This window comes from Neglectibacter sp. X4 (assembly GCF_009917365.1).
GTDB lineage: Bacteria > Bacillota > Clostridia > Oscillospirales > Acutalibacteraceae > Acutalibacter.
Genome location: NZ_QWLE01000242.1, coordinates 1 through 699 on the forward strand (window position 1 = coordinate 1; position 699 = coordinate 699).

Below are 699 nucleotides of genomic sequence, written 5' to 3' on the forward strand. Positions count from 1 at the left end.
AGGAGTAATCATCTCCCAACTCATTACCAAAATTTTCCAATGTCGCTTTTGGTGTCGGATCAGCACTAACTACAATTTTTATGATATTGGAAATAGCAGTATTTTCCTTATTTTTTTCATTGGTAAACTGACAATAGTAGTAAGTTGTACCGATTTCTTCTGTAGATGGTGTATATTCCCTATCCTGTGCTCCTTCAATAGCAGTCGCACCTTCTGTAGAATTGATACTGTTCTTGTACCACTGATAACGCACTGCTCCGCTTGCGCTGGCTTTCGCTGTCAGCGCTGCCGCTTTATTTCCCTGGATGTAATCCGCAGATTTTGGCTGTTCTACAACGGTAGGCACATCCGTTTCAGGCTCTTTTTCATAACAAATCTGATAGATTGTTTCTGCATAGCGGTCAGAGGAAACTGTAATTTCTACATTCATGCGGCCGGATTCATCCCACTTTACAGGAATTTCACTTTCCTCTCCATTTGAAACTTCTATTCCATTTGCTTTAATCATGTATGACTTATTGTACCCAGTTGCTTTAATCTTAGTCGTTTCCGCATCCTTGTCAATATACGTATGATACTGCGTTTCATCCTGATTGAAGGCTTTATCCATTATACCTTCTACCGCCAGTTCTTTCAGGGTAGCATTAAGATTTGCTTTTATACTGTACTGCGCAACGATCCCCATGCTTCCCTTATAAC

General features: G+C 40.3%; 1 protein-coding gene. It reads right to left on the reverse strand.

From position 1 onward, the window contains the following. Window positions 1–685 (reverse strand): cadherin-like beta sandwich domain-containing protein (locus D1841_RS17905; RefSeq protein WP_166554357.1); only part of this gene is annotated, 685 nt, incomplete at its 3' end. Window positions 686–699 lie beyond the last annotated feature (14 nt).